The sequence below is a fragment of the Kitasatospora aureofaciens genome, assembly GCF_001188955.3.
Classification (GTDB): Bacteria; Actinomycetota; Actinomycetes; order Streptomycetales; family Streptomycetaceae; genus Kitasatospora; species Kitasatospora aureofaciens.
The window spans coordinates 1-24,312 of record NZ_JPRF03000041.1; the positions used below are offsets into that span (position 1 = coordinate 1).

Annotated in this window: 21 protein-coding genes; 19 read left to right on the forward strand and 2 right to left on the reverse strand. The window is 72.6% G+C overall.

Translation table 11 applies throughout. The features are described from left to right. On the forward strand, positions 1 to 1,021 hold a 1,021-nt coding region (locus HS99_RS25710), incomplete at its 5' end, for an AAA family ATPase (protein WP_170066677.1). A 48-nt stretch (positions 1,022 to 1,069) separates the two neighbouring features. Next, positions 1,070 to 2,278 (forward strand): signal recognition particle-docking protein FtsY, encoded by a 1,209-nt coding sequence (ftsY, locus tag HS99_RS25715; protein WP_030288004.1) that lies wholly within the window; start codon positions 1,070 to 1,072, stop codon positions 2,276 to 2,278. A 185-nt stretch (positions 2,279 to 2,463) separates the two neighbouring features. On the opposite strand, the gene HS99_RS25720 is transcribed toward ftsY, so the two are convergent. Continuing rightward, complete coding sequence (locus HS99_RS25720; RefSeq protein ID WP_030554869.1) at positions 2,464 to 3,153, reverse strand: bifunctional DNA primase/polymerase; 690 nt, start codon at positions 3,151 to 3,153, stop codon at positions 2,464 to 2,466. A gap of 614 nt (positions 3,154 to 3,767) precedes the next feature. Here HS99_RS25720 and nsdA point away from each other — a divergent pair. The 7 genes from nsdA (at position 3,768) to ftsH (ending at position 14,262) form a co-directional block, all read left to right on the forward strand. Beyond that, the gene (nsdA, locus tag HS99_RS25725) at positions 3,768 to 5,222 is read left to right on the forward strand and encodes a transcriptional repressor NsdA (protein ID WP_030288000.1); all 1,455 of its coding nucleotides are present in this window, start codon (positions 3,768 to 3,770) and stop codon (positions 5,220 to 5,222) included. Positions 5,223 to 5,507: 285 nt separating this feature from the next. Further along, on the forward strand, positions 5,508 to 6,896 hold the full coding sequence (locus HS99_RS25730; protein ID WP_030287998.1) for an ammonium transporter: 1,389 nt from the start codon (positions 5,508 to 5,510) through the stop codon (positions 6,894 to 6,896). Further along, the gene (locus HS99_RS25735; protein ID WP_030287996.1) at positions 6,893 to 7,231 is read left to right on the forward strand and encodes a P-II family nitrogen regulator; all 339 of its coding nucleotides are present in this window, start codon (positions 6,893 to 6,895) and stop codon (positions 7,229 to 7,231) included. The genes HS99_RS25730 and HS99_RS25735 overlap by 4 nt, the downstream gene beginning before the upstream one ends. Positions 7,232 to 7,364: 133 nt before the next feature. Next, complete coding sequence (locus HS99_RS25740; RefSeq protein ID WP_030554867.1) at positions 7,365 to 9,863, forward strand: [protein-PII] uridylyltransferase; 2,499 nt, start codon at positions 7,365 to 7,367, stop codon at positions 9,861 to 9,863. Between the two features lie 135 nt (positions 9,864 to 9,998). Then, positions 9,999 to 11,564: a signal recognition particle protein gene (gene ffh, locus HS99_RS25745; RefSeq protein WP_030287992.1), complete on the forward strand. Its 1,566-nt coding sequence runs from the start codon at positions 9,999 to 10,001 to the stop codon at positions 11,562 to 11,564. A gap of 138 nt (positions 11,565 to 11,702) precedes the next feature. Further along, positions 11,703 to 12,227 carry a GNAT family N-acetyltransferase gene (locus HS99_RS25750; protein WP_030287989.1) on the forward strand — a complete coding sequence of 175 codons (525 nt, stop codon included), beginning with the start codon at positions 11,703 to 11,705 and terminating at the stop codon, positions 12,225 to 12,227. 112 nt (positions 12,228 to 12,339) lie between these two features. Then, the gene (gene ftsH / locus HS99_RS25755) at positions 12,340 to 14,262 is read left to right on the forward strand and encodes an ATP-dependent zinc metalloprotease FtsH (protein ID WP_030554865.1); all 1,923 of its coding nucleotides are present in this window, start codon (positions 12,340 to 12,342) and stop codon (positions 14,260 to 14,262) included. A 99-nt stretch (positions 14,263 to 14,361) separates the two neighbouring features. Here the strand turns inward: ftsH and HS99_RS25760 are convergent, their stop codons facing one another. Continuing rightward, positions 14,362 to 15,066 carry a class I SAM-dependent methyltransferase gene (locus HS99_RS25760; RefSeq protein WP_037830700.1) on the reverse strand — a complete coding sequence of 235 codons (705 nt, stop codon included), beginning with the start codon at positions 15,064 to 15,066 and terminating at the stop codon, positions 14,362 to 14,364. A 366-nt stretch (positions 15,067 to 15,432) separates the two neighbouring features. On the opposite strand from HS99_RS25760, the gene proS reads away from it, so the two are divergent. The 10 genes from proS to lepB (HS99_RS25810) all read left to right on the forward strand — a co-directional run bounded on the left by proS (position 15,433) and on the right by lepB (HS99_RS25810) (position 24,291). Next, a complete protein-coding gene (gene proS, locus HS99_RS25765; protein WP_030554864.1) occupies positions 15,433 to 16,845 on the forward strand; it encodes a proline--tRNA ligase in 1,413 nt (470 codons plus the stop codon). 400 nt (positions 16,846 to 17,245) lie between these two features. Beyond that, positions 17,246 to 17,824, forward strand: a complete 579-nt coding sequence (locus HS99_RS25770) for a hypothetical protein (protein WP_030287984.1) — start codon at positions 17,246 to 17,248, stop codon at positions 17,822 to 17,824. A gap of 440 nt (positions 17,825 to 18,264) precedes the next feature. After that, positions 18,265 to 18,693 carry a 30S ribosomal protein S16 gene (gene rpsP / locus HS99_RS25775; protein ID WP_030287982.1) on the forward strand — a complete coding sequence of 143 codons (429 nt, stop codon included), beginning with the start codon at positions 18,265 to 18,267 and terminating at the stop codon, positions 18,691 to 18,693. A gap of 2 nt (positions 18,694 to 18,695) precedes the next feature. Beyond that, positions 18,696 to 18,935, forward strand: a complete 240-nt coding sequence (locus HS99_RS25780; protein ID WP_030056773.1) for an RNA-binding protein — start codon at positions 18,696 to 18,698, stop codon at positions 18,933 to 18,935. Positions 18,936 to 19,114: 179 nt separating this feature from the next. Beyond that, on the forward strand, positions 19,115 to 19,675 hold the full coding sequence (gene rimM / locus HS99_RS25785) for a ribosome maturation factor RimM (RefSeq protein ID WP_030287979.1): 561 nt from the start codon (positions 19,115 to 19,117) through the stop codon (positions 19,673 to 19,675). A gap of 71 nt (positions 19,676 to 19,746) precedes the next feature. Continuing rightward, positions 19,747 to 20,565, forward strand: coding sequence for a tRNA (guanosine(37)-N1)-methyltransferase TrmD (gene trmD, locus HS99_RS25790; protein WP_030287976.1), 819 nt, complete (start codon positions 19,747 to 19,749; stop codon positions 20,563 to 20,565). A 154-nt stretch (positions 20,566 to 20,719) separates the two neighbouring features. Next, positions 20,720 to 21,070: a 50S ribosomal protein L19 gene (gene rplS / locus HS99_RS25795; RefSeq protein WP_030243502.1), complete on the forward strand. Its 351-nt coding sequence runs from the start codon at positions 20,720 to 20,722 to the stop codon at positions 21,068 to 21,070. Positions 21,071 to 21,147: 77 nt separating this feature from the next. Beyond that, positions 21,148 to 22,047: a signal peptidase I gene (gene lepB, locus HS99_RS25800; protein ID WP_043388843.1), complete on the forward strand. Its 900-nt coding sequence runs from the start codon at positions 21,148 to 21,150 to the stop codon at positions 22,045 to 22,047. Between the two features lie 244 nt (positions 22,048 to 22,291). Beyond that, the gene (lepB, locus tag HS99_RS25805; protein WP_370863299.1) at positions 22,292 to 23,044 is read left to right on the forward strand and encodes a signal peptidase I; all 753 of its coding nucleotides are present in this window, start codon (positions 22,292 to 22,294) and stop codon (positions 23,042 to 23,044) included. A 242-nt stretch (positions 23,045 to 23,286) separates the two neighbouring features. After that, positions 23,287 to 24,291: a signal peptidase I gene (gene lepB / locus HS99_RS25810; RefSeq protein WP_030554859.1), complete on the forward strand. Its 1,005-nt coding sequence runs from the start codon at positions 23,287 to 23,289 to the stop codon at positions 24,289 to 24,291. The last annotated feature ends 21 nt before the right edge of the window (positions 24,292 to 24,312 follow it).

Here is a 24,312-nt window from a genome sequence, read left to right on the forward strand (position 1 = left end):
GGCCTGCCTGGAGGTGTCGCTGGCCCGCGCCGACGCCGGGCGCGCGGCCGCCGAGCAGGCGCTCGCGGAGCGGGAGGCCGAGCTCCGGGAGCACCGCGAGCACGGGCGCGGCCTCAAGGAGGAACTGGACAAGCTGGTCGACGCCGGGCACCGGGACGAGGTGCTGCGGGCGGAGAAGCGGCTGCGGATCGAGCAGCTGGAGGCCCGCGCGCTGGAGGAGTTCGGCATCGACGGGGGCGAGCTGCTGGCCTCGTACGGGCCGGACCAGCCCGTCCCGCCGTCAACGCCCGAGGACGGGCAGGCGCCGGGGGAGCCGTACCCGTACGTCCGGGCCGAGCAGGAGAAGCGGTTGAAGGCCGCCGAGAAGGCGTATCAGCAGCTGGGCAAGGTCAACCCGCTGGCGCTGGAGGAGTTCGCCGCGCTGGAGGAGCGCCACCAGTTCCTCGGCGAGCAGCTGGACGACCTCAAGCGCAGCCGGCGTGACCTGCTGGACATCGTCCGGGACGTCGACCGGCGGGTCGAGCAGCTGTTCACCTCGGCGTACCACGACACCGCCGCCCAGTTCGAGGGCGTCTTCGCCCGGCTCTTCCCGGGCGGTGAGGGGCGGCTGGTGCTGACCGACCCGGACAACATGCTCACCACCGGGGTCGAGGTGGAGGCCCGGCCGCCCGGCAAGAAGGTCAAACGGCTGTCGCTGCTGTCCGGCGGCGAGCGCTCGCTGACCGCCGTGGCCCTGCTGGTGGCGATCTTCAAGGCCCGCCCCAGCCCGTTCTACGTGATGGACGAGGTGGAGGCGGCGCTGGACGAGACCAACCTGCGCCGGCTGATCGGGATCATGGAGGAGCTGCGGGAGAGCTCCCAGCTGATCGTGGTCACCCACCAGAAGCTGACCATGGAGTCCGCCGACGCGCTGTACGGCGTGACCATGAAGGGCGACGGCATCTCCCAGGTGATCAGCCAGCGGCTGCGCGACGAGCACCGCGAGCGGCGTCCTTCAGGCGTCCGTAGGGTGACGGTCTAGGCCGGGCTGCGGTCCGGAACGGCTCCGGTCACGGATACTGGGGGCGTTATGGAATACGTGATCCTTGCCGTAGTCATCGCCGTGGTCGCCATCGGCGCGATCGCCGGCCTCGTCGTTTCCGGCAGACGACGCCAGCAGCTGCCCCCGAAGTCGCAGGCGCCGGTCATCACGGCGCCGAAGACCCCCCAGGAGCCCCAGGTCGGCGAGGAGGCCGCGCCTCCGACCGAGGAGCCGCGCCGCACCGTCGAGGAGGTGCCGCTCCCCGAGGCCCCCGAGGCCGTCGAGGTCGAGGCTCCGGCCGAGGCCGAGGTGGCACCCGCCATCGAGGTCCCCGAGCCCACCGCCGGCCGGCTGGTCCGGCTTCGCTCCCGGCTCTCCCGCTCGCAGAACTCGCTCGGCAAGGGTCTGCTCTCGCTGCTCTCCCGCGAGCACCTGGACGAGGACACCTGGGAGGAGATCGAGGAGACCCTGCTCACCGCGGACGTCGGCGTCGCCCCGACCCAGGAGCTCGTCGAGCGGCTGCGCACCCGGGTGAAGGTGCTCGGCACCCGTACCCCGGACGAGCTGCGCGGCCTGCTGCGCGAGGAGCTGGTCGAGCTGGTCGGCAAGGACGCCGACCGCACCGTCCGCTCGACCAAGCACGAGGAGGGCCCGGCCGTGGTCCTGGTCGTCGGCGTCAACGGCGTCGGCAAGACCACCACCACCGGCAAGCTGGCCCGGGTGCTGGTCGCCGACGGCCGCAAGGTGGTGCTCGGCGCGGCCGACACCTTCCGGGCCGCCGCCGCGGACCAGCTGCAGACCTGGGGCGAGCGGGTCGGTGCGCGCACCGTGCGCGGCCCGGAGGGCGGCGACCCGGCCTCGATCGCCTTCGACGCGGTCAAGGAGGGCATCGCCGAGGGTGTGGACACCGTGCTGATCGACACCGCCGGCCGACTGCACACCAAGACCGGCCTGATGGACGAGCTGGGCAAGGTCAAGCGGGTCGTCGAGAAGCACGGCCCGGTGGACGAGGTGCTGCTGGTGCTGGACGCCACCACCGGCCAGAACGGCCTGATCCAGGCCCGGGTGTTCGCCGAGGTGGTGGACATCACCGGCATCGTGCTGACCAAGCTGGACGGCACCGCCAAGGGCGGCATCGTGGTCGCGGTGCAGCGCGAGCTGGGCGTGCCGGTCAAGCTGATCGGTCTGGGCGAGGGCGCGGACGACCTGGCGCCGTTCGAGCCGGGTGCGTTCGTGGACGCGCTGATCGGGGACTGACCGGGGCCTCCCGTCGGTGAGGGTCCGCTCCTTCGGGGGCGGGCCCTTTCGCGTGTGTCGGGCGACCGCCTCGAGCGGAAGGGGCGCGCCGGTGCCGGAAGGGAGGAGCGGCGAGAGCGGGGGGCGAGCGCCGGAGCGACGACCGTCGGCGCCGGATCAGAGCGTCCCGGAGGCGAGCGGGCGAGTCACGAAGCCATCCAGGCCGGCTCGGCGGTGCGCTCGCGGCTGCGGTGGCAGGCGTAGGCGAGGGTGCCGAGCAGCAGCCGGGCCTCGGGCGGGCAGCCGGCGTTGTCGCGGGTGGGGCGACGCAGCCAGCGGACCGGGCCGAGTTCGCCGAGGACGGTGGGCGGGGCGGCGACGTAGCTGCCCTCGCCGTGGCAGGTGAGGTCGAGCGCGGCGTCGTCCCAGCCCATCCGGTAGAGCAGGTCGGGCAGGCGGCGGGCGGTTCCGGCGGCGACCAGGAACTGCAGTCGGCCGGTGGGCGGGGCGAGCACCGGGCCGATCTGGGTGCCCATCCGCTCCAGCCGGACCAGCGCCTGGAGGCCGGCCTGCTCGGGGACGTCCAGCACGTCGAAGGCGCGGCCGGTGGGGAAGAGCACCGAGCCCTCGGCGCCGGTGGCGGCCCGGCTCGCGCTGCCCGGTACGGGGTGCAGGCCGGGGGCGGCGCAGCGGTGGGAGCCGCAGGGACAGCGGGTCGGGGCGGTGGCGCCGGTGCCCGGGGTGCCGGTGGCCGGGTCGCCGGGGGCGACCGTCCAGCCCCAGCGGCCGGTGTACTCCGCGGCGGCCTGGGACGCGGTGACCTTGGTGCGGCGGCGCGCGCCCAGCGGTGCCAGCCGCAGGTGCCCCAGTCGAAGTTCGCCGAACAGGTTGTCCATGCCTCCCCCAACAGGTTGTCGTTGCCGATGGTTACGGGATGGTGACTGTGTGTTGATTGTCCGTTGCGTGGTGCGTGGTGCGGTGGCGGCGCGCAGCGCTTGGCGCGCGCCTGTTGCGACGGTGTGCCTCGGGCGCCGCCTTGTGGGGGCGGCGCCGATGCCGGATCGTCGGGTGCGTGAGGCGGTTGCCGTCCCGAGTGGACGGCGAAATCGCTTGTGGCAGCGGTGGATTGCGAGGTCTGCCGGGGCTTCCGGGGTTGGCCGGGGGACTTGGCGGCCCGCATATGCCGGACCGTCGCGACTACCTAGTGAAGCCTGTGCCCCCGTGCTTCGGTTCACTCCTGGGGGTGGCGAAAGGTGGCGTTTCGCCAGGGCCGCTCCCACGGGTGCCCCGAGGGGCACTACGTTCAGCACACGGACGTCGCCGGGGTTCCTGCTCCGGGCCGTCGGGGAACGGGAGTTGGGGATCTGACGCACCGTCTACGACGATGGCACACCAGTACGACGGGGCGGTACGCAGCACCTCAGGCACGGCACGTCTGGCAAGAGCCCGCACACCGTCGGGCGGTCACGATCGGGGCCCCGCAGGGGCCGGGCGGGATGGGGACGTTCCCATGGCAGAGAAGCAACCCAATGAGAAGCTGACCACGTGGTTCGCCCGCAGCGGCTGGTCCAAGGGCGAGTTGGCCCGCCAGGTCAACCGCCGGGCCCGGCAGATCGGCGCCCACCACGTGTCCACCGACACCTCCCGGGTGCGCCGCTGGCTCGACGGCGAGCAGCCCCGCGAGCCGATCCCCAAGATCATGTCGGAGCTGTTCTCGGAGCGCTTCGGCTCGGTGGTCTCGATCGAGGACCTCGGCCTGCGCGCCGCGATCCCGGTCTCCACCGTCGGCGGCGGCGTGGACCTGCCGTGGAGCGGACCGCAGACCGTCCAGCTGATCAGCGACTACTCCCGCAGCGACCTGATGCTCAACCGCCGGGGATTCCTCGGCACCTCGCTGGCGCTGACCGCCGGCGCCGCGCTGATCGAGCCGATGCAGCGCTGGCTCGCCCCCGGCCCGACCGGCGTGCCCACCCCGATCCTCACCGCGGCCAACGGCGGCGAGGCGTTCACCGGCCGGCTCTCGGAGCCCGAGCTGGAACTGCTGGAGCAGACCACCGTCATGTTCCGCCAGTGGGATGCCCAGAACGGCGGCGGGCTGCGCCGCAAGGCCGTGGTCGGCCAGCTCCACGAGGTCACCGACCTGCTCCAGGAGACGTACAGCGAGGACACCACCAAGCGGCTGTTCCGGCTCACCGCCGAACTCGCCCACCTGGCCGGCTGGATGTCCTACGACGTCGGGATGCACCCGAGCGCGCAGAAGTACTATGTGCTGGCCCTGCACGCGGCCAAGGAGGCCGGCGACCGCCCGTTCGGCGCGCTGATCCTCACCGACATGAGCCGCCAGATGATCCACCTCAACCGGGGCGAGGACGCCCTGGAGCTGATCCACCTGGCCCAGTACGGCAGCCGCGACACCGCCACCCCGCGCCAGCAGTCCCTGCTGTACGCGATGGAGGCGCGCGCCTACGCCACCATCGGCGAGGTCAACCGCTGCGCCCGGGCGATCCGGCTGTCCGAGGACACCTTCACCGACATCCGCGACGGGGACGGCGAGCCGGACTGGCTGAAGTTCTTCTCGCCGGCCGAGCTGAACGCCGAGAACGCCCACTCGTACCGCGACCTGGCGTACCACTCGGACAACGCCCAGCTGTACGCCTCGCTGTCGGCGCCGGTGATGGAGCGCGCGGTCGACCTGTTCCGCCAGGACGAGGACCACGTGCGCTCGTACGCCTTCAACCTGATCGGCATGGCCAGCGTGCACCTGCTGCAGAAGGAGGCCGAGGAGGCCGTCCGGTACGCCGAGCAGGCGGTGGACATCGCGACCAAGGTGCGGTCGGAGCGGCTGAACTCCCGGGTCCGCAAGACCACGGAGGCGGCGTCCGCCCGGTTCCGGGGCGTGGACGCGGTGAGCCGGCTCAAGGAGCGGGTGGTTCAGGACATTCCGGAGTTCGTCTCGGTGGTCTGAACGGTCCCCGGGCGAGGACACCACCGACCGTGACGGCCGCCGCCGTCACGGTCGGTGGCGTTTCCGGCGACGGACCGTGCGGCGCGGCGGCACGGTAACCCGTCCGGCCCAACGACAGGGCCGTGGTTCACGTGCCCGTAACCAGCGCGTCGCATGCGTCACGGCCGTGAAACAACCGGCCGCACTGGCCGAAACCAGCCTTCGGCACTCTCCTGTTCATCGCCGCCACCCCGGGTGGCACGGGACAGGTACCCGGGGAGCGGCCCTCACGCAGAGGAGACGCCGATGCCGGACGGCTTCAGCGCGGGCGACACCGCCTTCGTGCTCATCAGTGCGGCCCTGGTCATGGTGATGACCCCGGGCCTGGCCTTCTTCTACGGGGGCATGGTCAGGGCCAAGAGCACACTGAACATGCTGGCGATGAGCTTCCTCTCGCTCGGCATCGTCAGCGTGCTGTGGGTCCTCTACGGCTACTCGCTCAGCTTCGGGCCCGACGCCTTCGCCGGGCTCATCGGAAACCTGGACTTCCTCGGGATGCGCGGCATCGGGCTGAACGAGCTGAGCGGCTCGATCCCGGTGACGGCTTTCGCGATCTTCCAGCTGATGTTCGCGATCATCACCCCGGCCCTGATCAGCGGCGCCATCGCGGACCGGGCCAAGTTCGGCGCCTGGGGCCTGTTCATCGCGCTCTGGGTGACGGTCGTCTACTTCCCGGTCGCACACTGGGTGTTCTTCGTCGACAACGGCCACGGCGGCTGGCTGGGCGACCGGAACGGCGTGATCGACTTCGCCGGCGGTACGGCCGTGCACATCAACGCCGGTGTGGCGGGCCTCGCGCTCTGCCTGGTGCTGGGCAAGCGGATCGGCTTCAAGAAGGACCCGATGCGCCCGCACAGCCTGCCGCTGGTGATGCTCGGCTCCGGGCTGCTCTGGTTCGGCTGGTTCGGCTTCAACGCGGGCTCGGCGCTGGCCGCCAACGGCGTCGCCGCGATGGCGATGGTCAACACCCAGGTCGCCACCGGCGCGGCGCTGGTCGGCTGGCTGGTCTTCGAGAAGCTCAAGCACGGCGCGTTCACCACGCTGGGTGCCGCCTCCGGCGCGGTGGCCGGGCTGGTCGCGATCACCCCGGCCTGCGGTTCGGTGAGTCCGCTCGGCGCGGTGGCGATCGGCCTGATCGCGGGCGCGGTCTGCGCCGCCGCGGTCTCGCTCAAGTACCGCTGGGGCTTCGACGACTCGCTCGACGTGGTGGGTGTGCACGCGGTGGGCGGGGCGATCGGCTCGCTGCTGATCGGCCTGTTCGCCACCGGCGGGGTCGGCCAGACCGCCAAGGGCCTGTTCTACGGCGGCGGGCCGGCCCAGCTCGGCAAGCAGGCGATGGGCGTGGCGGTGGTCGCGGCGTACTCCTTCGTGCTGTCCTGGCTGCTGGCCAAGGCGGTCGACAAGCTGGTCGGCTTCCGGGTCCCCGAGGAGGTCGAGGTGGCCGGCATCGACCAGGCGGAACACGCCGAGTCCGCCTACGATTTCAGCGCCGTCGGCGCGGGCCTGGCCCGGGCGCTCCCCTCCCTGGGCACCGGTGCCGCGCCCGGCGGGAAGCCTGCCGGGAAGGCCGCCGAGAAGGCTGCTGAGAAGTCCGCCCAGAAGACTGCCGAGAAGACCGAGGTCGACGCCCGATGAAGCTCATCACCGCCGTGATCAAGCCGTACCGCCTGGACGAGGTGAAGGCCGCCCTGCAGGCCTTCGGGATCCACGGCCTGACCGTCACCGAGGCCAGCGGCTACGGCCGCCAGCGCGGCCACACCGAGGTCTACCGGGGCGCCGAGTACACCGTGGACCTGGTGCCGAAGGTCAGGATCGAGGTCCTGGTCGAGGACGAGGACGCCGACGAGCTGATCGACGTCCTGGTGAAGGCCGCCCGGACCGGGAAGATCGGTGACGGCAAGGTGTGGAGCATCCCGGTCGACACCGCCGTCCGGGTCCGCACCGGCGAACGCGGGCCCGACGCCCTGTGAGGCACTGAGCGATCCGGCGGGCCCGCCCTCCCCCACGGGGCGCGGGTCCGCCGGTCGGCGTACCCGCGCCCGGGCCCCGCTACGGCCGTACGGGCGCCCAGGACCAACCCGCACGACGGACGGGACTCCGCGCATGACCATCGAGACCGGCCCCTCCTCCGGCCCCTCGGACCCCTCGGACCCTTCGGCCTACGCCGCGGCCCGGGCCGCGCTGCTCGACCGGCCGGGGCTGACCGGCCGCCCGCGCCGCGCCGCGCTCGCCCGGCTGACCGACGACTGGCTGGCCGGACTGCTCGCCGCGGCCGGCGTCCCGTCGTCGGGTGCCTCGTCGTCCGGCGCCCCCTCGTCCGGCGTCGCGCTGGTCGCCGTCGGCGGCTACGGCCGGGGAGAGCTGTCCCCGCGCAGCGACCTGGACGTGCTGCTGCTGCACGACGGCCCGATCGCCCCCGAACTGCCCGAGCGGATCTGGTACCCGGTCTGGGACGCGGGCGCCAAGCTCGACCACTCGGTGCGCACCCCCGCCGAGGCCCGCGCGGTGGCCGCCGCCGACCTCAAGGCCCAGCTGGGCCTGCTGGACGCCCGCCACCTCGCCGGGGACGGTGCGCTCACCGCCGCACTGCGCTCCGCGGTGCTCACCGACTGGCGCGCGAGCGCCCCCGCGCGACTGCCCGAGCTGCGCGAGCTGGGCCGGGAGCGCGCCGAACGGCACGGTGAGCTGTCCTTCCTGCTGGAGCCCGACCTGAAGGAGGCCCGCGGCGGCCTGCGCGACCTGGTCGCGCTCGACGCCGTCGCCGCCACCTGGCTCGCCGACGCCCCCAGGGACGGGCTGGACGCCGCCGCGCTGCGGCTCGCCGACGTCCGCGACGCGCTGCACCTGGCCACCGGCCGGGCCACCGAGCGGCTCAGCCTCCAGGACCAGGACCAGGTCGCCGAGCGGCTCGGCGTGCTGGACGCCGACACCCTGCTGCGCCAGGTCTACGAGGCCGCCCGGACCGTCGCCTACGCGGGCGACGTCACCTGGCGGGCGGTGGACCGGGTGCTCGCCGCCCGGTCCGGCCGGGGCCGCCGGACGGGCCGCCCGGTCTTCCGGTTCGCCGGCGCCGGGCGCGGCGCGGGTGCGGTGGCCCGGGGCGCCGTCGCCCGCCGCCCGCTCGCCGAGGGAGTGGTCGAGCAGGACGGCGAGGCGGTGCTCGCCCAGGGCGCCCGCCCGGCCGCCGACCCGGTGCTGCCGCTGCGCGCCGCGGCCGCCGCGGCGCAGAACGGGCTGACCGTCTCGTACGCGACGGTGCGCCGGCTGGCCGCCGAGTGCCGGCCGCTGCCGGTGCCCTGGCCGGACGAGGCGCGCGAGCAGCTGGTCACCCTGCTGGGGGCGGGGGAGGCGGCCGTCCCGGTGTGGGAGGCGCTGGAGGCGGAGGGGCTGATCACGAAGCTGCTGCCGGACTGGGAGCGGGTGCGCTGCCGTCCTCAGCGCAACGCGGTGCACCGCTGGACGGTCGACCGGCACCTGGTGGAGACGGCCGTCCGGGCCGCCTCGATGACCCGCCGGGTCGCCCGGCCGGACCTGCTGCTGGTCGCCGCGCTGCTGCACGACATCGGCAAGGGCTGGCCCGGGGACCACAGCGAGGCCGGCGAGGTGATCGTCCGCGACCTCGCCGTCCGGATGGGCTTCCCCGCCGAGGACACCGAGACCCTGGCGGTGCTGGTCCGCCACCACCTGACCCTGGTCGACACCGCGACCCGGCGCGATCCGGACGACCCGGCCACCGTCGAGGCGATCACCAAGGCGGTCGGCACCCCGTCGGAGCTGGAACTGCTGCACGCGCTCACCGAGGCGGACGCGCTGGCCACCGGACCGGCGGCGTGGAGCGGCTGGCGGGCCTCGCTGGTGGACGGCCTGGTGGCCCGGGCCGCCGCGCAGCTGGCCGGGGGAGGGGCCGCGCCGGAAGGGGCCGCGCCCTGGGCCCGTCCGAGCGCCGAGCAGGAGCGGATCGCGGTCGAGGCCGCCCGCACCGGCGGCCCCGCGCTGTCCCTGCTGGCCCGGGCCGAGGGGGCGGACCCGGGCAGCGGGCCGATGGGCGTCGAGCTGACCCTCGCCGTTCCGGACCGGCCCGGACTGCTCGGCACGGTGGCCGGAGTACTGGCGCTGCACCGGCTGACCGTCCGCTCGGCGGGCCTGCGCGAGCTGGACCCGGTCGGCTCCGGCCCGGTACTGCTGCTGTCCTGGCGGGTGGCCGCCGAGTTCGGCGAGCTGCCGGAGGCGGCCCGGCTGCGGGCCGACCTGCGCCGGGCGCTGGACGGCTCGCTGGACGTCTCCCGCCGCCTCGCCGAGCGGGACGCCGCCGCCCCGCGCCGCAGGGGCATCCCCACCCCGCCGCCGCTGGTCGCGGTGGCGCCCGCGGTGGCCTCGGCGACCGCTACCGTGCTGGAGGTCCGCGCGCACGACGCCCCCGGGCTGCTGCACCGGATCGGCCGGGCGCTGGACGGGGCGGGCGTCCGGGTGCGCACCGCGCACGTGTCCACGCTGGGCGCGGAGGCCGTCGACTCCTTCTACCTGACCGATCCGGCGGGCCGTCCGCTCACCGCAGGACGGGCCGGGGAGGTGGCCGCAGCGGTCCGGGCGGCACTGGGCTGAGGGGCTCCGCGGGGGCTGCTCCCCGGGCCGCTCCGGGCATTCCGCCCCGGGGGTGGAGACCGTACCCGGGGTGGCCGGATACCCTGGGGGACGACGACCGTACCGATACCGATGCCGCAGAGGACCCGCGACGACGTGTTCGACACCCTTTCCGATCGCCTCGCAGCGACGTTCAAGAACCTCCGGGGCAAGGGCCGCCTGAGCGAGGCGGACATCGACGCCACCGCCCGCGAGATCCGCATCGCGCTGCTGGAGGCGGACGTCGCGCTGCCGGTCGTCCGGGCCTTCATCAAGCAGGTCAAGGAGCGGGCGCTCGGCGCCGAGGTCTCCGGCGCGCTGAACCCGGCGCAGCAGATCATCAAGATCGTCAACGAGGAGCTCATCGCGATCCTCGGCGGCGAGACCCGCCGGGTGCGGTTCGCCAAGAACGGCCCGACGGTCATCATGCTCGCCGGTCTGCAGGGTGCCGGTAAGACCACCCTGGCGGGCAAGCTCGGCCACTGGCTGCAGAAGCAGAAGCACACCCCGCTGCTGGTCGCCTGTGACCTCCAGCGCCCCAACGCGGTCAACCAGCTCCAGGTGGTGGCCGAGCGGGCCGGCGTGGCCTTCTACGGCCCCCAGCCGGGCAACGGCGTCGGCGACCCGGTGCAGGTGGCCAAGGACTCGATCGAGTACGCCAAGCAGAAGCAGTACGACGTCGTCATCGTCGACACCGCCGGCCGCCTCGGCATCGACGCCGAGCTGATGCAGCAGGCCGCCGACATCCGCGCCGCGGTGGACCCGGACGAGGTCCTGTTCGTCGTCGACGCGATGATCGGTCAGGACGCGGTCACCACCGCGCAGGCCTTCCTCGACGGCGTCGACTTCACCGGTGTGGTGCTCTCCAAGCTCGACGGTGACGCCCGCGGTGGCGCCGCCCTGTCGGTCGCGCACGTCACCGGCCGGCAGATCATGTTCGCCTCCAACGGCGAGAAGGTCGACGACTTCGACGCCTTCCACCCGGACCGGATGGCCTCGCGCATCCTGGGCATGGGTGACGTCCTCTCGCTGATCGAGAGGGCCGAGCAGACCTTCTCGCAGGCCGAGGCCGAGAAGATCGCGGCCAAGCTGCGCGGCGGCCCGAAGGCGTTCACCCTGGACGACTTCCTGTCGCAGCTGGAGCAGGTCCAGAAGATGGGCTCGATCTCCAAGCTGCTCGGCATGCTGCCCGGCATGGGCCAGATCCGCGAGCAGATCAACAACATCGACGACAAGGACGTCAACCGGGTCGGCGCGATCATCAAGTCGATGACCCCGGCCGAGCGCGCCGAGCCGGAGCTGATCAACGGCTCCCGCCGCGCCCGCATCGCCAAGGGTTCGGGCGTCCAGGTCGGCGAGGTCAAGAACCTGGTCGAGCGGTTCTTCGACGCCCGCAAGATGATGTCCGCGATGGCCTCCGGCAAGGGCGTGCCCGGCATGCCGGGGATCCCGGGCATGGGCGGCGGCGCCAAGAAGTCCGCCAAGAAGGCCCCGCAGGCCAAGGGCAAGCGCAAGAGCGGCAACCCGCTGAAGCGCGCGCAGGAGGAGGCCGCGGCCGCCGAGCGCCGCGCGCTCGGCCCGGGCGGCGGCCAGGGTCCGGCCGACGGCGGCGCGTTCGGCCTCGGCGCGGGCAAGGGCCCGGCCGACTTCGAGCTGCCCAAGGAGTTCAAGGACATGCTGTAGTCCTTGGCCCGAGCGTTGGTGACCGGCTCCGTCCGGTCCTGATCGGCCCGTCGTCCGGTGCTCTCCGGACGGCGGGCCGATCGTGCGTCCGAGGCGGGTGCCGTGTCCGGGAACGCCGCCGTGTCCGATGATGTCGGCATGCGAGTGATGATCAGGGCCCCGAGGGCCGAGGACGAGGTTCTGTACGCGGAGGCGGTCCGCCGGTCCGCCGAGCACATCGGGCGGTGGAACCCGGTCGAGCCGGACGGGCTGCCGGAACTGCTGGGCCGCCAGGGCGCCGGCCTGCGCACGTTCCTGATCTTCGACCGGGACACCGGCGGGCTGGTCGGCAAGGTGAACGTCGCCAACATCGTGATGGGCAGGTTCTGCAACGCCACGCTGGGCTACGACTCCTACCTCCCGTACGCCGGCACCGGGCGGATGACCGAGGGCCTGCGGCTGGTCCTGGACCGCTGCTTCGCCCCGCAGTCGGCGGACGGGCTGGGTCTGCACCGGCTGGAGATCAACGTGCAGCCGGAGAACGAGCGCTCGATCGCGCTGGCCAAGCGGCTGGGCTTCCGGCATGAGGGCTTCACGCCGCGGATGCTGTTCCTCCAGGGGGACTGGCGCGACCACGAGCGGTTCGCGCTGACCGCCGAGGAGTGGCCGGGCGCCGCGGGCTGACCGGTGCCGCCGGGGCATATCCGCTGGTCGGGAGCCTAGATGCGGCCGTACGGCCGGGCGGGCGCGGCGTTGCGGTTGGCCCGCCCGAGCGCCTGTCCGTATCGTCCGGTGGGTGACCGAACCCGTGCCGCCGCGCCAGACCCCCGACCAGCCCTGGCGGTCCGAGGGCGCCCCGCCCCCGCCGCCGCCCCGCCGCCGGATGCCCGGCGGCTGGACGGGCCTGGTCCTCACCGCACTCGTGGTGTTCCTGATCTCCGACCTGCTGCTGTCGTTCTTCGGCAACGAGGGCGCCACCACGATCTCCTACACCGAGTTCAACAACCAGCTGAACAAGGGCAACATCACCAAGATCTACTCCAAGGGCGACGCGATCGAGGGCACCCTCAAGAGCGCCCAGCCCAAACCCGACGGCGGCAAGGGCGACTACACGGAGTTCGACACCCAGCGCCCCTCCTTCGCGGGCGACAACCTCTGGACCACCCTGCAGCAGCAGGGCGTCGAGGTCACCGCCACCTCGCCGGTCCAGCAGCGCAGCTTCCTCACCAACCTGCTGCTCTCGCTCGCGCCGATGCTGCTGCTGGTCTTCGTCTGGGTGCTGCTCGCCCGCCGGATGTCCGGCGGCCTCGGCGCCGGACCGCTCGGCCGCAAGGCCCCGCCCAAGCCGGTCACCGCCGAGCAGGGCAAGCGCACCACCTTCGCCGACGTGGCCGGCATCGACGAGGTCGAGGCCGAACTCACCGAAGTGGTCGACTACTTGAAGAACCCCGAGCGGTACCGCAGGCTCGGCGCCAAGATGCCGCGCGGCGTGCTGCTCAGCGGCCCGCCCGGCACGGGCAAGACCCTGCTGGCCCGGGCCGTGGCCGGCGAGGCGGACGTGCCGTTCTTCTCCGCCTCCGCCTCCGAGTTCATCGAGATGATCGTCGGCGTCGGCGCCAGCCGGGTCCGCGAACTGTTCGCCGAGGCCCGCAAGGTCGCCCCGGCGATCATCTTCATCGACGAGATCGACACCATCGGCCGCCAGCGCGGCGCCGGCGGCGGCATGGGCGGGCACGACGAGCGCGAGCAGACGCTCAACCAGATCCTCACCGAGATGGACGGCTTCACCGGCTCCGAGGGCGTCATCGTGATCGCCGCCACCAACCGGGCCGACGTGCTCGACCCGGCGCTGCTGCGCCCCGGCCGCTTCGACCGCCGGATCACCGTCAGCCCGCCCGACCGGGAGGGCCGAGCGGCCATCCTGCGCATCCACACCCGGACCGTCCCGCTGGCCGGCGACACCGACCTGCAGCAGCTGGCCAAGATCACCCCGGGGATGACCGGCGCCGAACTCGCCAACCTGGTCAACGAGGCCGCCCTGCTGGCCGTCAAGCGGGAGCAGGACGCGGTCAGCGAGCGGGACCTCTCGGACGCCCTGGAGAAGGTCCAACTCGGCGCCGTACGGCCCCTGGTGATGCCGCAGGAGGAGCGCGAGCGGACGGCGTACCACGAGAGCGGGCACGCACTGCTGGGCATGCTCCAGCCGGGCGCGGACCCGGTCCGCAAGATCACCATCGTGCCGCGCGGCCGCGCCCTCGGCGTCACCCTCTCCACCCCGGAGAACGACCGCTACTCGTACACCGAGCCCTACCTGCGCGGCCGGATCATCGGCGCGCTGGGCGGGATGGCGGCCGAGCAGGTGGTGTACGGGGTGATCACCACCGGGGCGGAGAGCGACCTGGAGCAGGTCACCAACATCGCCCGCGGGATGGCCGGACGCTGGGGGATGAGCGAGCGCGTCGGCCGACTCACCGCGGTGCCCTCGGACGCGCAGGGCGCGTACGGGCTCTCGGCGGCGCCGACCACGCTGGACGCGGTCGACGAGGAGGCCCGGCGGATCGTCGCCGAGTGCTACGAGGACGCGGTGCGGATCCTGACCGAGCAGCGGCCCCGGCTGGACGCGCTGGCGGCGGCGCTGCTGGAGGCGGAGACGCTGGACGAGGAGGCGGCCTACCGGGCGGCGGGGGTGCCGCGGGAGGCGACCGACCAGGAGGCGTGAGGCATGCGTTCGGGGCCGGGGGCGCTCGCCGTGGTGGCGTGCGCCCCCGGTTTCGGGTTTCCGGCGCGGTGTCCTCCCGGCTCCGTGTCGTCGCCGTCCTCAGCGTGGTCGCTCGGCGACCAGATAGCGGAAGACGTTCTCCATCCGGACCGAGCCGTCCGGGCGCAGGTACGGCTGCAGCGCCTCCTCCAACTCCTTGGCCACCAGCGGGGCGCCGGAGAACTCCTCGGCCGGCTCGAACAGCCCGGTGGAGAGCAGGCCCCGCACCGCGCTGTCCAGGTCCGGGTAGGCGAACGGGCAGCTGACCCGGCCGCTGCCGGCCGGTCGCAGACCGACCGGGGCGAGCAGGTCCTCCAGCGCGCCCGGCACGCTCAGCTCGAACGGGTCGCGTGCGGTGGTCCGCCCCGCCATCCGACGGGCCGCGTCCAGCACCGGCGCGCTCTCGCAGCGCTCCTGCGGGCCCCAGGCGGCCAGCACCACGTGTCCGCCCGGGAGGGTGAGCCGGGCCGCCTCGGCGACCACCCGGCCCGGATCGGCGGCGCCGGGGAGCTGGTCGAAAACCGTCACCAGCGAATGGGCCGAGCGGGGGACGGCGGCGGCCGGCCGGGCCCCCGCGCACACCCGCAGCCGACGGTCCCGGGCCAGCTCGCGCAGCTCCTCCCGCGGCTCCTGCCCGGAGACCTGGGCGCCCCGCCCGGCGGCGAGCAGCAGGGCCAGTCCTGACCGGCAGCCCAGGCCCAGCACGCTGCTCGCCGGGCCGACCTCCAGGCGGTCGTACACCGCCTCGTAGAGCGGCACCAGCATGCGTTCCTGGATCTCCGCCCAGTCACGCGCCCGCGCGGGCCCGGCGGCCCCCTGCTGCGGGTGGTGCGGTCGTGCGCCGGTCGGTCGTGCGTCCGCTGGTCGTGCGGTCGTGCCGGTCGTCCGAGCTGAAGCCATCGCGGCCTCCCATCCGGTCCTTCGGTGTGCTGCTACGGCTCCCCCAAAGTCCCGCCCCACTCCAGCGAACAGCGGGTCGGGCCCGGCGTCCAGAGGGGTGCAGGGTGGTGCGCGCGTGTCGCGGTCGTGCGCCCCCTGCGGGCGGCGTTCCGCGGCCGCGGACGTGTCTCCCTCCGTGCGGGTGTGATGGCGATTCGAAGTGAGGGCGTCGCTCCCCGTACCATTCCGCCCATGGCTAAGGCACCCGTTCTCACCCCTCAGGCGGAAGACTTCCCGCGCTGGTACCAGGACCTCATCAACAAGGCCGAGCTTGCCGACAACGGTCCGGTCCGCGGCACCATGGTCATCCGACCGTACGGCTACGGCCTGTGGGAGCGGATGCAGCAGGAGATGGACGCGCGCATCAAGAAGGCGGGCGCGCAGAACGCCTACTTCCCGATGTTCATCCCGCAGTCCTACCTGACCAAGGAGGCCGAGCACGTCGAGGGCTTCGCCCCCGAACTCGCGGTGGTCACCCACGGTGGCGGCAAGCAGCTGGAGGAGCCGGTCGTCGTCCGGCCCACCTCCGAGACGATCATCAACGAGTACTTCTCGAAGTGGGTGCAGAGCCACCGCGACCTGCCGCTGCTGATCAACCAGTGGGCGAACGTGGTCCGTTGGGAGCTGCGCCCGCGCATCTTCCTGCGCACCACCGAGTTCCTCTGGCAGGAGGGCCACACCGCCCACGCCACCTACGAGGACGCCCGCGACTACGCGTCGATGATCCACACCCAGGTCTACGGCGACTTCATGACCAACGTGCTCGGCATCGACGTCGTGCTCGGCCGCAAGACCGCCAAGGAGCGCTTCGCCGGCGCCATCAACACCCTCACCCTGGAGGGCATGATGGGCGACGGCAAGGCGCTGCAGATGGGCACCAGCCACGAGCTGGGCCAGAACTTCGCCAAGGCGTTCAACACCACCTACCAGCTGCAGGGCGCCGAGCGCGAGTACGTCTGGCAGACCTCCTGGGGCGTCTCGACCCGCATGGTCGGCGGCCTGATCATGTCCCACGGCGACGACAACGGCCTGCGGGTGCCCCCGCGCCTGGCCGCCGTCCAGGCCGTGGTGCTGGCCATCAAGGGCGACGACGCGGTCATCGCCAAGGTCCGCGAGATCGGTGCCCAGCTGGAGGCCGCCGGCATCCGCGTCGTGGTCGACGACCGCACCGACACCCCGTTCGGCCGACGCGCCGTCGACTGGGAGCTCAAGGGCGTTCCGCTGCGCATCGAGGTCGGCCCGCGCGACCTGGAGAACGGCACCGCGATGCTGGCCCGCCGCATCCCGGGCGGCAAGGAGCCGGTCTCCATCGACGCCCTGGCCGCGCTGCTGCCGGGCGTCCTGGAGGAGGACCAGGCGCTGCTGCTGCGCCAGTCCCGCGAGCGCCGCGAGGCCCGCACCGTCGATGTCAAGACCCTGGACGAGGCCGTCGAGGCCGCCGCGACCGGCTGGGGCCGGATCGCCTGGGCCGACCTCGGGGCAGAGGGCGAGGCCAAGCTGGCCGAGCAGGGCGTCACGGTGCGCTGCATCATCGCGGCCGACGGCTCGGTGCCGCAGGCGGACGACCAGGACGGCAATATCGCGATCGTCGCGCGTGCGTACTGATGTCTGACGCCGGCAGGTAATGACCGTTACCGGCGACATTTGCCCGGAATGCGGTTGGGTAAGAATCCGGTAACTCTGACGGGGGAGTCCGGGAAGCGGACATCCCTACTGGCCGGTCAACTGCCGATATTAACGGAATAGCGGTACGGTGTACGGCCCGTGGCCCTGTCAACTTCGGCGGGTCCTCGGGCCGTACGTCCAGGGGGCGACAGCCCGCCCCCGGGCGGAATTCACGAGGCCCGCCGACGTTAGGGCGGGCCGAAACCGGCAGGGGGTTGGTCTTGCGTCAGATCCGGAACGCGCAATTCGCGCACAGTCGCGCATTCCTGGGAGTTCCCTGGGAATTCTCGGAGAACGGGAACATGCGGAACATCGGCTCGCCCTGCATCGTTGGTCTAGCGTGAGCACGACACAGCCCCTCGTCCTCGCGGCCGAACTGGCCGCCGCCTGGAGTGACATCCAGGCCCACCACCAGGACCTCCCCGACCTCGCCTCGCCCGAGGCGCTGATCGGAGAGTCCTCTTCGGCCTGTGGCACGCGGCTCGGTTTCGAGCGGCTCCTCCACGAGGCTGCCCACGGTCTGGCCGCGGCCCGGGACATCCGGGACACCTCGCGGGCCGGCCGCTACCACAACCGGCGCTTCCTGATGCTCGCCTCCGAGCTGGGCCTGGCGCACCCGGTCGAGCCGCACGCCAGCAGCGGCTTTTCCCAGGTGACCATGCTCAAGGAGACGCAGGAGCGCTACGCCGAGACCATCGAGCGCCTGGACCGCGCCCTGGGCGCGCACCAGGAAGCGGTGGCCGGCGACGGCACCAACCGCGCCTTCCGCGGGCCGGCCGCCCGGCACGGCTCCTCCGGGGGCGGCGTACGGGTCAAGGCGGTCTGCGGCTGCGGACGCAACGTCCGGGTCGTGCCGTCGGTGCTCGCGCAGGCGTCCATCGTCTGCGGCGCTTGCCAGCAGCCGTTCAAGATCGCGTAATCCGGGGCCGGGACCGGTCGGCGACTGTGCGGGCAGTCGGCACGGCCGGGGTGGCCGGCGCCGGTGACGTTGGCGCCGGTGACGTTGGTGACATCGGTGACACGGGTGAGTCTGTGGGCTGACCGGGAGCGGGGGCTCCCGGTCGGGCCCTGAGCGGCCCCGTCGCCCGTTCGCGCTCCGCCTCGGGGCTTCCCCGCGCCCTGTCGTGGGGCGCCCCTGCATCGCCCTCGGGCTTCCGTATGCCCTGCTCCGGGCCTTCCTCCGTGACGGCCGGGTGAAGAGCGTCCGCGCCGGTATGGCAGAATGGACAGCTGAGTACTCGGCAGCCGGGCAGGACCCCTCTCTCCTACGGCTGGCGTGTCCCTTGAACGGCCTCCCCCGCAACCCCACGCGGACGGCGAGGCTGCTCACCCACGTCAACACCAGGAGAATCCACTCCCGTGGCAGTCAAGATCAAGCTGAAGCGTCTCGGCAAGATTCGCTCCCCGCACTACCGCATCGTCGTCGCCGACGCCCGCACCAAGCGTGACGGTCGCGCGATCGAGGAGATCGGCATCTACCAGCCGACCTACAACCCCTCGAAGATCGAGGTCGACAGCGACCGCGCCCAGTACTGGCTGTCCGTCGGCGCCCAGCCGACCGAGCCGGTGCTCGCCATCCTCAAGCTGACCGGCGACTGGCAGAAGTTCAAGGGCCTGCCGGCTCCGGAGCCGCTGAAGGTCGCCGAGCCCAAGGTCGAGGACTTCTCGCACCTGTTCGCGAAGGCCGTCGCCGGCTTCGAGGACGCCACCACCGGTGTCGCCATCACCCCGAAGGCCAAGAAGTCGGACAAGGCCGAGGCTGACGCCGACGCCGCCGCCGAGGCCTGATCGTGATCGAGGACGCCCTCGACCATCTGGTGAAGGGCATCGTCGAGCACCCCGACGAGGTGCAGGTGCGCTCGCGCAACCTGCGTCGGGGCAACACCATCGAGGTGCGGGTGCACCCCGATGACCTCGGCAAGGTGATCGGCCGGGGCGGCCGCACGGCGCGCGCACTGCGCACCGTGGTCGGCGCCCTCGGCGGTCGCAACGTCCGGGTCGACCTGGTCGACGTGGACAACATTCGCTGACGCAGCTGCTCGTTCAGCCGTCGGGCTTGAGGCCGACCGGGACGCATGTCGTCCCGGTCGGCCTTTTTTGCTGGCTGTCCCTGCTCGGCCCTCAGCGCGCACCCGTCTCAGCGCATATCCGTCTCAGCGCTTACCCGTCTCAGCCTTCTTCGCCCAGCAACTCCAGGAGAACGATCACCGTGCAGCTCGTCGTCGGCAGGATCGGCCGCGCCCACGGCATCAGGGGTGACGTCAGTGTCGAGGTCCGCACCGACGAGCCGGAACTCCGGCTCGGTCCCGGTGCTGTCCTGCTCACCGACCCCGCCTCGGCCGGACCGCTGACCGTCGAATCCGGCCGGGTGCACAGCGGCCGACTGCTGCTGCGCTTCGCCGGCGTCAAGGACCGCAACGCTGCGGAGGCGCTGCGGGGCACCCTGCTCATCTCCGAGGTCGACCCGGAGGAGCGTCCGGAGGACCCGGAGGAGTACTACGACCACCAGCTGATCGGCCTCGACGTGGTGCTGCTCGACGGCACCCCGGTCGGCGAGCTGACCGAGGTCGTCCACCTGCCGTACCAGGACCTGCTCACGGTGAGGAAGGCCGACGGGACGGAGGTGCTGGTGCCCTTCGTGACCCAGATCGTGCCGACCATCGACCTGGAGAACCAGCGGGCCGTGATCACCCCGCCGGCCGGGCTGATCGACCCCGACCAGGCCGAGGTCGTCGGCACCGCGTCGGAGGAGCCGGAGGAGTCGGAGTGACCGTCGGGCAGACTCCCGGAGAGGCCGCGCAGGACGCTGGTCAGGACGCCGGCGCGGGTGTCCGGTCCGGGATGCGGATCGACGTCGTCTCGATCTTCCCGGAGTACCTGGAACCGCTGAACATCTCGCTGGTCGGCAAGGCCAGGGCCCGCGGCCAGCTGGATGTGCACCTCCACGACCTGCGCGAATGGACCCACGACGTGCACCGCACGGTGGACGACACCCCCTACGGCGGCGGCCCCGGCATGGTGATGAAGCCCGAGCCGTGGGGCGAGGCGCTGGACGCCGTCGTGGCCGGCGGACCCGCGGGCGAGGTGCCGACCCTGGTCGTCCCCACCCCGAGTGGGCGCCCGTTCACCCAGGAGCTCGCCCAGGAGCTGGCCGGCCGGCCCTGGCTGGCGTTCACCCCGGCGCGGTACGAGGGCATCGACCGCCGGGTCATCGAGGAGGCGGCCACCCGCATGCCGGTGGTCGAGGCCTCGATCGGCGACTACGTGCTGGCCGGCGGTGAGGTCGCGGTGCTGGTGATGGTCGAGGCGATCGCCAGGCTGCTGCCCGGCGTGCTCGGCAACGCCGAATCCCACCGGGACGACTCCTTCGCCCCCGGCGCGATGGCCGACCTGCTGGAGGGCCCGGTCTACACCAAGCCCGCCGAATGGCGCGGCCGGACCGTGCCGGACGTGCTGCTCAGCGGCAACCACGGCAAGATCGCACGCTGGCGGCGGGAGCAGGCCTTCGCCCGCACCCTGACCAACCGGCCCGACCTGGTCGGGCGCTGGCAGTACGGCGCCTTCGACAAGAAGGACCGGGCGGCGCTCAGCGTCCTGGGCCTGGTCTGGGACGAGGAGCTCGGCCGATTTCGGTCCGCAGCCGGTGATGTGGAAGAATAGGCCGCTGCTGTCTGTCGCTGGTTCCCTTCCGTAGGGAGCACGTGGACCGGCGCCCCCGCCACGGGGGGATCGCCGCCAGCCGATGCGGCCCGCAGCAGACCCCATTGTGACGAACTTCCGTGGGCGGCCCGTGGCGCCTGCGATGGAGAGCAACATGAGCAACAAGCTCGCTGCTGTCGACGCGGCCTCGCTGCGTACCGACATCCCGGCCTTCCGCGCCGGTGACACCCTGAAGGTTCACGTCCGGGTCATCGAGGGCAACCGCTCCCGTGTCCAGGTCTTCCAGGGCGTCGTCATCCGCCGCCACGGCGCCGGTGTCGGTGAGACCTTCACCGTTCGCAAGGTCAGCTTCAACGTCGGCGTGGAGCGCACCTTCCCGGTGCACACCCCGGTCGTCGAGAAGATCGAGGTCGTGACCCGCGGTGCGGTTCGCCGCGCCAAGCTGTACTACCTGCGTGACCTCCGCGGCAAGGCCGCGAAGATCAAGGAGAAGCGCGACCGCTGATCCACCGGCCCCCGGCCACGCCGGGGGATCGGAGCGCTCGGAAGGGCTGAGCAACCGCAAGGTAAGCTCAGCGCCCGATGAGCACGCACGAACCACCCGCGGACCGCGACGGCAGTCCCGCACCCACCGGTGCGGACTCGCTGTCGCGGTCCGCGGTCGTCTCCGGGCCGGAGCCGTCCCCGGAACGGCAGGCGGCGCCGGACGGCGGCCCGGTGCCCGAACAGTCCGAGGACCAGCCCGAGGCGGCGGAGAAGGACGGCGAGGACGGGGAGTCCGGCGGGGACGGGGAGTCCGAGCCCGGGCGTTCGCGGTCCCGGGACCTGCTGCTGTTGGTCGGGATCTGCCTGGCGGCCCTGCTCCTGGTGAACGCGTTCGTCGCCCGGCCGTTCACGGTGCCCTCCGGCTCGATGGAGGACACGCTGCAGCCTGGCGACCGGTTGATCGCCAACCAGCTCGCCTACGCCTTCGGCGGCCACCCCCGGCGCGGCGACATCGTGGTCTTCGACGGGGTGGGCTCCTTCCTCCCCGAACCGGCCGGTCAGCCGGGGTTCTGGGACAACGTGCGTTCGGTCGGCCGGGACCTCGGGCTGGTCCCGGCGGGGAACACGGTCTACGTCAAGCGAGTGATCGGCGTCGGCGGCGACCGGGTGAGGAGCACCGGCCCGGGCGCGCCGCTCACCGTCAACGGCGTACCGGTGGACGAGACCTCCTACCTGGCCCCGGGGGACCAGCCGTCCGACGTGGCCTTCGACGTCGTGGTGCCGCCTGGCGAGCTGTTCGTGCTGGGCGACCACCGGAGCGCCTCCCGGGACTCGCGCGACCACCTCGGGGAGCCCGGCGGTGGCTTCGTGCCCGCGGACAAGGTGATCGGGCGGGCGGACTGGGTGGTGTACCCGTTCTCGCGCCTGACCGGCCTGGACCGGCCCTCGGCTTTCACCGCGGTCACGGGGACGGGTGGTCATGGGGACCAGGGGTAGGGGTCGGGTCGCCGACCGCTCGGCCCCGAAGCCGGGCGAGGGCGAGGCGGACCGGGACGGGGGCGGTGCCGTGCGTTCCGTCCGTTCGGGCCGTTCCGCCCGTTCGGTAGGACTCGCGGATCCGGCCGAGCCGGCCGCGTCGGCCGCGCCGGTCCGCGGCCGGGCCGAGCGCCGTCGCAGTGCCCGACGCGCGGCCCGCCGGCGCAAGCGCTCGCTGCTGCGTGAGTTCCCGCTGATCGTCCTGGTGGCCCTGCTGGTGGCGCTGGTCTTGAAGACCTTCCTGATCCAGGTGTTCGTGATCCCCTCGGGCTCGATGGAGCAGACCATCCAGGTCGGGGACCGGGTGCTGGTGGACAAGTTGACCCCCTGGTTCGGCAGTGAGCCGCAGCGCGGCGACGTGGTGGTGTTCAAGGACCCGGGCGGCTGGCTGGAGAACGATCGCAAGCCGTCCCACGACGGTCCGGTACTGGGCGGCACCAAGCAGGTGCTGACCTTCGTCGGACTGCTGCCGTCCGACAACGAGCAGGACCTGATCAAGCGCGTGATCGGCGTCGGTGGGGACACCGTCGAGTGCTGCGACCCGCAGGGGCGGCTCACCGTCAACGGCCACGCGGTGGAGGAGCCCTACCTCGCGCCGGGCAACCCGCCCTCCCGGCAGCCGTTCAAGGTGACGGTGCCCAAGGGGCGCCTGTGGGTCATGGGGGACCACCGGGACGTCTCCGCCGACTCGCGCTTCCACATGGGCAATCCGGGGCAGGGCACCGTCCCGCTGAACGACGTGGTCGGTCGCGCGTTCGTGATCGCCTGGCCGCTGGGCCGCTTCCATCAACTCGATGAACCGAGTTCACTCTCCTCTCTCGCCGCGGCGTCTCAGCCCGGCGGAACTGCGCCGGAATCGATGGGCATTGGGCCGGTTCCAACAGAACCTCCGCTCGTTATGGGTGTATTGGGCATCCTTCCGCTTGTCTTTCGCCGGCCGGGGCGGCCTCCGAAGTGAGCCGCTCCGGCCGTTGGACGGCCGGACAGCGCGTGTGGAACTGCGAGCCGGATGCCCTGGAGTGATAGAGAAGTGCAGGTGCGGCCGGGAGTGGTCCCGGCCGTGCGCCGAGGCCGGGTTGGTGTCAGGGCAGTCCGCTGTGGGCAGCCCTGAGGCGTTCATGGTCGTGGCGAGCGTGGTGCCCGCTGTGCGGCACTCTGAGCGCGGGCGCGCGGGCGTCCGCACAGCAGGGAGGAGACGTTGTGGGGGATTTGGTGATCGGTGCCCGCTCAGGCGCCGGGGAACCCGAGGGCCCGGGCGGCCGGGTGAACCGGTCCGCCGAGTCCTCGGCACCGTCGACGGCGGGCGAGGACACGGCCGCCCAGAACGCCGACGCGCACGGCACCGGGGCGGACGGCCCGCCGGAGCCACAGCGGTCGGAGAGCGAGCAGGTGAACGAGTCGGATTCGGAGGCTCCGGCCAAGCCGCGCAAGCAGCGCTCCTTCCTGAAGGAGCTGCCGATCCTGATCGGCATCGCGTTGATCCTCGCGCTGGTGATCAAGACCTTCTTCGTCCAGGCGTTCTCCATTCCGTCGGAGTCGATGCAGAACACGCTGCAGGTCGGCGACCGTGTCCTGGTGGACAAGTTGACCCCCTGGTTCGGATCCGAACCCGAGCGCGGGGACGTCGTGGTGTTCCACGACCCGGGTGGCTGGCTGAACGACGAGCCGACCCAGCAGAGCACCAACTCCTTCGTCCGCGGCGTGCAGGACGTGCTCAGCTTCGTCGGGTTGATGCCCTCCGCCAACGAGAAGGACCTGATCAAGCGGGTCATCGCGGTCGGCGGCGACACCGTCGAGTGCAAGGACGACGGGCCGGTCAAGGTCAATGGAGTCGCCCTCAACGAGCCGTACGTCTACCAGGGCAACACCCCCTGCGGCACGCAGCCCTTCGGCCCGGTGAAGGTGCCGAACGGCCGGATCTGGGTGATGGGCGACCACCGCGCCGACTCGCTGGACTCCCGCTTCCACATGGACCAGCCGGGCGGCGGGACGGTGCCGGTGGACAACGTGATCGGGCGGGCCTTCGTGGTGGCGTGGCCGGTGAGCCACTGGTCCACGCTCCCGGTGCCGGACACCTTCGACCAGACGGGCCTGTCGGCGGTCTTGCCGGCCGCGCCTCCGGTGGGCGGCGCGGTGGGTGCCGTCGCCCTGCTGCCGCTGGTGCGTCGGGTGCGGACCCGGAAGGAGCGCCGGAAGGAGTCCTGAGCTCCACCGAGTCGTCTCCGA

Excerpts from the sequence above, each read along its gene's own strand:
- HS99_RS25750 (WP_030287989.1), top strand. The coding sequence starts at position 11,703 with ATGCGAGTGATGATCAGGGCCCCGAGGGCCGAGGACGAGGTTCTGTAC.
- trmD (WP_030287976.1), top strand. The coding sequence starts at position 19,747 with ATGCGGATCGACGTCGTCTCGATCTTCCCGGAGTACCTGGAACCGCTG.
- HS99_RS25720 (WP_030554869.1), bottom strand. The coding sequence starts at position 3,153 with ATGGACAACCTGTTCGGCGAACTTCGACTGGGGCACCTGCGGCTGGCA.
- rplS (WP_030243502.1), top strand. The coding sequence starts at position 20,720 with ATGAGCAACAAGCTCGCTGCTGTCGACGCGGCCTCGCTGCGTACCGAC.
- HS99_RS25735 (WP_030287996.1), top strand. The coding sequence starts at position 6,893 with ATGAAGCTCATCACCGCCGTGATCAAGCCGTACCGCCTGGACGAGGTG.
- HS99_RS25740 (WP_030554867.1), top strand. The coding sequence starts at position 7,365 with ATGACCATCGAGACCGGCCCCTCCTCCGGCCCCTCGGACCCCTCGGAC.
- HS99_RS25760 (WP_037830700.1), bottom strand. The coding sequence starts at position 15,066 with ATGCTGGTGCCGCTCTACGAGGCGGTGTACGACCGCCTGGAGGTCGGC.
- HS99_RS25730 (WP_030287998.1), top strand. The coding sequence starts at position 5,508 with ATGCCGGACGGCTTCAGCGCGGGCGACACCGCCTTCGTGCTCATCAGT.
- lepB (WP_043388843.1), top strand. The coding sequence starts at position 21,148 with ATGAGCACGCACGAACCACCCGCGGACCGCGACGGCAGTCCCGCACCC.
- proS (WP_030554864.1), top strand. The coding sequence starts at position 15,433 with ATGGCTAAGGCACCCGTTCTCACCCCTCAGGCGGAAGACTTCCCGCGC.
- nsdA (WP_030288000.1), top strand. The coding sequence starts at position 3,768 with ATGGCAGAGAAGCAACCCAATGAGAAGCTGACCACGTGGTTCGCCCGC.
- ftsY (WP_030288004.1), top strand. The coding sequence starts at position 1,070 with ATGGAATACGTGATCCTTGCCGTAGTCATCGCCGTGGTCGCCATCGGC.